This is a genomic window from Pseudomonas sp. PA-6-3C (genome assembly GCF_021605825.1).
In the GTDB taxonomy this organism is placed as follows: Bacteria; Pseudomonadota; Gammaproteobacteria; order Pseudomonadales; family Pseudomonadaceae; genus Aquipseudomonas; species Aquipseudomonas edaphica.
Genome location: NZ_WKDV01000064.1, coordinates 21,767 through 27,766, shown reverse-complemented (window position 1 = coordinate 27,766; position 6,000 = coordinate 21,767). Strand labels below are relative to the sequence as shown.

The following is a 6,000-nucleotide window of genomic DNA, read 5'->3' as shown; positions in this document are numbered from 1 at the left end:
GTGGAAGTGGTGGGCACAACTCTTTAACGGAGCAATCGCCTCCTACTGAGTAGGTCAAGCTATCTATGCCCAACTAAAAGAGGTTTTCCAGCCGTCGGTGGAAAACCTCTATGGGGGTCGAGCGATGAATATAACTATACCTAATTATGAAATATTGAATTTTGAAACGGAAAGCTTGGTTATCTCTGAAGCAGGCATTTCCAAGGTGCATTCACAGTCACTGCTGCAAGCACTTAGACAGATAAAGCTATCGAGTGTAATGACAAGGGAGGAATTGGACGAGGTTTTTTGTGAAAATGGTTTGAATGCCTGTGATGCATTTGAATTTTTGGAGAAAATCATACCTCTCATAGCGAGAGAGGAAATGTACTTCGAAAAGACGATTGTTGTACATGATTGGAGCGGTCGGGCAAATGTTGAAGATCTTTTCAGGCAGGAGTTGTCCGGAACGTTAGAAATAAGGAGGTTTTCAAGTGATATAGTCTCGTCGCTTAGTGGGGGGAGATATTTCATTGTGTTGATATGCCGCGCCTACGACTATTCCAATGTTAAAAAGCTACATTTCGATTTGTCGAAAGCATCACCACAAAGTGCGATCACCGTTTGTTGGCCTATGGGCGGTTTTTTTTGCATTGGCCAACCCTATATTGCGGAAATTGGAAACCCTTGCCATTTTTGCAATGTCGATAGACTGGTTCATAGTGCGTCGATTGTGTCGGTGAAAAATGACTGGGCACGTGTCTTGAATTTTTGTAAGGGTAAGCACGTCAGTGTGCCTTCTAAAGAACTTAGTTTCTATCAAGAGCTGATAGTGGTCGGAGCTATTGTCAGAAAGATTAAGTTTTTTACTGAGCCCGGAAGTGCACGTAAATATCAAGACGATGTATTGTATGTTTCATATCTCCAACTGAGTGATGGTCAGCTTTATGAAGAGCCCACTTCGCACTGGTACATGTGTGACTGCTTGGGGGAAGGGACATGAAAAACATACCGCATGATTATTATCTCAGGTTTCTAGACGGTTCTGTGCATGATGAAGTTCTTGATTTTCATAATAAGGGCAATTTTACTTTTCATAAGTCGTTGGAGAATCGCACAGTTCTCCATTTTCTTGATGAGAAGCATCTCGCACAATTAACGGGCAATGAACTGGTTCTTTATCCGGATATGAACTTAACAACTGAAATTACTTTGTTGGGCGAGGCTCCGGAAAATAAGTTGTGTAGAAATGAATCGTGTGAGCGTTTCCTATCTTCGGGGTTGAGATTTTCAGAAATCGAGAGTTTGATTTTTCCGCTGCTGTCAAGAAATGGAGAGTCATACAAAAGAGGGTATCCAAGTGGCGGAGCACTTTATCCCGTTGAGGTTTTTATCTGCTCACTTACTGAGGAGAACTATCAGTGGCCTGGGGCTGGAAAAATTTTGCATTTGCTTCCGAAATCAAAGCGATTTGAACTGTTGCAAGTTGAGCATGATGTCGAAAAAATAAAGTCCGCTGTTTTGGCATCGCCCAATAATATTGGTAGCCCGAGTTTAGCCATTATTTACGCAGTCTATATACCGAAAAACTTGTTTAAATATAGGTATCGCGGGTATCGAATGGCGCTCATGGAGGTAGGGTCAATTTATATGCTGGTGGAGCTCCAGGCAAAATCGCTTGGGTTGGCGTGTCGGTTATGGTCTGCCTATACGGATTCAATGGTCTGTAAGGTGCTTGGGTTGAATCCGGCCTTGTTTTTTCCTATGTGTGTTCATTTTATAGGTAGAAATCATGAAATTAATTAACCCAATGCACAAGCCTGATCTCCCATGCATGATGCTATTTCAACCTTCAGGATTAATCGATTTTCCCAACTCTGTAGAAGTTTTCGATGCGCTGTCAGCTACAGGTTCGGGTGTAGGGAACGGTTCGAATTCAATCAGATCCGCGTTGGGCGAGTATTTTGAACGTCGTCATTTTTATAGAGAGATACTTTCAAAAAAGCGGGGGGCTCTTAATGAATCACTCACCAATGCGGAGGTCGATAGCTTTACAGGTGCATTTGTCCAAACGGCTTCTAATGGTATTTCTATTGCAGCGCTTGAAAGCTATAAATTTTTTATGAGTGAGGTGGTAAGAGTATCGGATTTTTCCAGTTGTTTTATTCCAACTGTCTGCCTCTCCCTTTCCTCGCGGGGCCTTGAAAGTGACACGTTTATTTACCCTCAGAGAGATACGTGTGGGTGCAGTTTTCATTGGCGTTCAGAGGTCGCTTTTTTGGGGGCGATAAAAGAGTATCTTGAACGACAGTTTCTTCTGAGATTTTGGCTGACAAAAAAATGTCGTTCTTTGGTTTCTCCTGTTTATGTGGATAGCTCATTAGTTGGTCGGCGTGTTATACACCTTTATCACGCTTTGCTTGCAGCAGGAAAGCTTTCAGTTTTCGATATTTCAGATTCCAGGTTTCCAGGCGTTTGTATATTAGTCGTCTACGGTCAGAACAGGCCCCATCACAATGTAAACTATTGTGCAGGTATGTCTTATGCTTCTACAGAGTCCGAGGCACTTGAGAAGGCGTTGCTTGAGTTGTGGCAGACTTATCGATTTATGGATCTATTCGGTGCCGTTGACTCTGATATAAGTAAGGTTGAAGATCCGTATTTGCGATATTTTTTAAGTTGTAATTCATTTGCAACTTATCACGAGATTACCGATGTGTTGGTCGTCGAAGAATCTTCAGTGTCTCGCGCCGTGGGGTTTACATTGCAGGGTTTGTTGTCGGTATTGAAAGGTTTGGGTGTGGCGGGTTACTTCTATTCACGTTACTCGACAGTTAACGGTGTCGGATGTTTTTTTTGCCGGTATCTTTCACCTGATCTTTTTTTACATATGGATAATTCGGGGAGTATAAATTTGATAAACAAGTACTCCAAGAGTTTTCTGGCTTCTGTGCTGCCCTCTCGTTTGGAGAGAATGGTGCCTTTCCCATGAGGTGGTTAATGAATATTGATTTATTATTCAAGTCGGGCTTGTTGGCAGCTCTTTTTATCAAAGAACAATTGAAGGAGCCTCTTGCGTTATTTTGGATCGTCCTCTCCCCAGTTGTCACCTTTTACTTAATTATGTATGCCCGGATGACCCGTGCGGAAATGTCGGCTGATTACATTTCGGTGACCTCATGGTTCTACGCCTTCGTATCGTCGAGTGTCGCCATGTTTGGGCTGGCGTTTTATATAGTGGGGAGAAGAGAGAGCGGTTTTCTTCGATCGTTTGTCTATACGAATCGCACGAAGAGGGTCTTTCTTGTTGGTCAGTTTTTGGCCTATTCAATTATGTCAATGGTTTATTGTTTGGTGTTCTATGTTCTGACGCGGGTGTACTTTGGTGAGATGAGTTTTGTTGAGTTTCTTGTTGTCGCTGGAAGATTCTACATTTGTTTTTTGCTGTTTTCGATACCGTCACTGTTATTGACGCTGGTTCCGCTGGGGTTTCAAAATGCGAATACTGTGTTTTCAGTGTTGTCTTTCCTGATGTTGGCGCTTGGGATTGTGAGTATAAGCTCGTCCCATCCGGTGATAGAAGTGGTGAAATTTTTCAATCCGATGTGGTGGGCTAGCCAGATTATGCAGGGGGGTGTCTTTGAATCTTTATATGTAGTGATGACCATTGTAGTGCTGTTTGTTTTGTCGCTGGCTGTGGTCTATAAATTTTTGCTCGTCAATCCGGTTTGGAGTCGTTACTGATGAAACGTTTGATTGTGAATTCGCTAGACGTCCGGTATGAGCGCCATACGGTATTTAATAAGGCGTCAATGGTGGTCGAAGCGGGCTCCATCTCAGGCTTACTGGGGCCTAACGGATCTGGAAAAACTACTTTTTTTGATGTGATTTGCCGTCTGAAGAAAATGGAGGCCGGTGAGATAGTCAATTCGTTCTCAACGTTTCTTTACTTGTCTCAAGTTATCACTACGCCTCCAGTGCTTCGAATGTTTGATGTGTTTAAAATGATGATGATTTTTTGTGCTGATGTGCCGGTTACTCAAAAGCATGCGTTAGAAAAAATCGAAATGTGGAGCCCGGGGGTTGCCGAGCGCTATTGCGACATCTGGAACAAAAAATCCTCGCTTTGCAGTTATGGAGAAAAGCGTTGGTTTTTTACGCTGTCTCTGCTCGCTGTAGGGGCCGATCTGGTCATTCTGGATGAGCCTACAGCGGGCGTGGATCCGGAGTTTCGTTATCATATTTGGAGGTGTTTGGAAGGCGCTGCGCAGCAGGGTGTTGCTGTTCTCGTCTCGTCACATAACGTTGACGAAATCGTCAATCATTGCGATGACTTTTACATGCTGAGTCAGCAACGCTTTAACCGCTTTACTGACGCAGGAGGGTTCATGGGGGCGTATGACGCCAAAAGCCTGGATGAGGCCTTTATTCACGCGGCAAGCTTGCCAACAAATTAAGTCAGACTTTGCCGCGCGACGTTATTTACCTATGGGAACAAACGCCACGCTGCCACCCGAGCGCTTCTGGAACAACCGTTCGCCATTATCCGGCTGAGTGGTGATCACCGTGTGATCCGCGCCCAGGTAGGCCAGCGGCGTCGGGTCTTCCTTGGAATACTGCGCGACGATAATGGTGTGCTGCGGGTCGAAGCCCTGGCCGCTGGTTTTTTCCAGCCAGGCCATCAAGGCGGCGCTGTCGCCCTGGCGCGGGAAGTCCTGGGTCTCGCTGACGTAGTAGAACGGTTTGCCGCCATTTTGCAGGTACATGGGCACCTTGTTGTCGACTTCTACCATCACCATCTGCCAGTGAGCCCACGGCGCACTTTTGACCGCCTCGGCCTGTACGTCGTCGGCGAAGCGGGTCACGCCGCCATTGCCGTTGACCCAGGGATAGATCCCTCCGAGCACCAGCAACAGCAGACCTGCAGTGAAGCCGAAGCCTTTTTGCCAACGCGGCCAGCTGGCGGTTTTTTGCTCCAGGCGTTCACTCAACCACCAGGCCGCCAACAACTGGGCAAAAGGCACCAGCGGCAGCACGTAGTAGCTGCGCCGGCTGCCACTGGCGGTGAAGAATACAAACAGCAGGCCCAGGCCCCACACCAGCCAGCGCACGTTCGGTGGCGTGTGGCGCCAGTTGCGCAGCGCCAGCCAGAGGCCAAGCAACCAGCACGGTGCCCAGGGCAAGGTGTAGGCGGGCAGGTAGATCAGGTAGGTGTAGATCGGCCCCATGTGGTCGAACGGGTCGAAGAAACGCACGACGTTTTCCTTGAACACCAGTTCAAGGCCACTCTCGCCGTAAGTCGGCGCGCCGTAGAGGTGGGACAGCACGAAGGGAATCGCATAAAACGCCGCTGCAATCAGCATGGCCAGCAGCAGGCGCAGGTTGAGGTGGCGCTTGTAGCGGTGCTCGCTGAGCAGGTGCGGCAGCAGCACCAGGCCCGGCAGCACAAAACCGATCAAACCTTTGAACAGCGAGGTGGCCGCCAGCAGCAGGAAAAACACCGTGTAGCGCCCCAGCCGCGTGTCGTCCGGCCCGCGCCAATACCACCACACCGCCGCCAGCACGCCGCACACGGTGAGGATATCGGCCGTGGCCACGCGCGCCCAGAACAGAAAGTAGAAGGTGGTGGCGAGCATCCAACCGGCAATCAGCCCGGTGCCTTTGCGAAACAGGCGTTCGCCGATCAGGTACACCAGCCAGATGCTCAGCCACGCCGCAATCACCGACGACAAACGCAGCGACCAGGGGCCAAGCCCGCCCATCAGGTTGGCGAAGCCGGTGATCAGCCAGTAGGAGGGCAGGGGTTTGTCGTAGTAGGGCGCGCCCTTGAGGTAGGGGTCGAAGTAATCACCGCTTTGCAGCATCTGCAACGCGATGTTGGCCCAGCGGGTTTCCGGCCCCCACAGGTCGCGACTGCCCAGGCCCAGCAGCAGGAGCAGCGCCGAGACGCCCAGCAGCAGCACCAGGGCGCCGCGTTCGGTTTTGAAGACACTCATGGGCGGCTCTCAAGGCAGACGTAAC

Annotated in this window: 6 protein-coding genes; 5 read left to right on the top strand and 1 reads right to left on the bottom strand. The window is 48.6% G+C overall.

The annotated features are described in order from the left end of the window. Window positions 1–124 precede the first annotated feature (124 nt). From GIW48_RS28010 to GIW48_RS27990, 5 genes are read left to right on the top strand one after another with little or no spacing between them, the layout of a single operon-like run. Entirely contained in the window at window positions 125–982 is an 858-nt protein-coding gene (locus GIW48_RS28010) for an McbB family protein (RefSeq protein WP_170040438.1), read from the top strand. Beyond that, complete coding sequence (locus GIW48_RS28005) at window positions 979–1,785, top strand: SagB/ThcOx family dehydrogenase (protein WP_170040440.1); 807 nt, start codon at window positions 979–981, stop codon at window positions 1,783–1,785. The genes GIW48_RS28010 and GIW48_RS28005 overlap by 4 nt, the downstream gene beginning before the upstream one ends. Then, window positions 1,772–2,971 (top strand): YcaO-like family protein, encoded by a 1,200-nt coding sequence (locus GIW48_RS28000; RefSeq protein WP_236461840.1) that lies wholly within the window; start codon window positions 1,772–1,774, stop codon window positions 2,969–2,971. The genes GIW48_RS28005 and GIW48_RS28000 overlap by 14 nt, the downstream gene beginning before the upstream one ends. Before the next feature lie 8 nt (window positions 2,972–2,979). Then, a complete protein-coding gene (locus GIW48_RS27995; RefSeq protein WP_170040444.1) occupies window positions 2,980–3,723 on the top strand; it encodes an ABC transporter permease in 744 nt (247 codons plus the stop codon). Continuing rightward, window positions 3,723–4,436, top strand: a complete 714-nt coding sequence (locus GIW48_RS27990) for an AAA family ATPase (RefSeq protein WP_169988684.1) — start codon at window positions 3,723–3,725, stop codon at window positions 4,434–4,436. Before GIW48_RS27995 ends, GIW48_RS27990 begins: the two co-directional genes overlap by 1 nt. 21 nt (window positions 4,437–4,457) lie before the next feature. On the opposite strand, the gene GIW48_RS27985 is transcribed toward GIW48_RS27990, so the two are convergent. Continuing rightward, window positions 4,458–5,975 (bottom strand): ArnT family glycosyltransferase, encoded by a 1,518-nt coding sequence (locus GIW48_RS27985; RefSeq protein WP_169988687.1) that lies wholly within the window; start codon window positions 5,973–5,975, stop codon window positions 4,458–4,460. Window positions 5,976–6,000 lie beyond the last annotated feature (25 nt).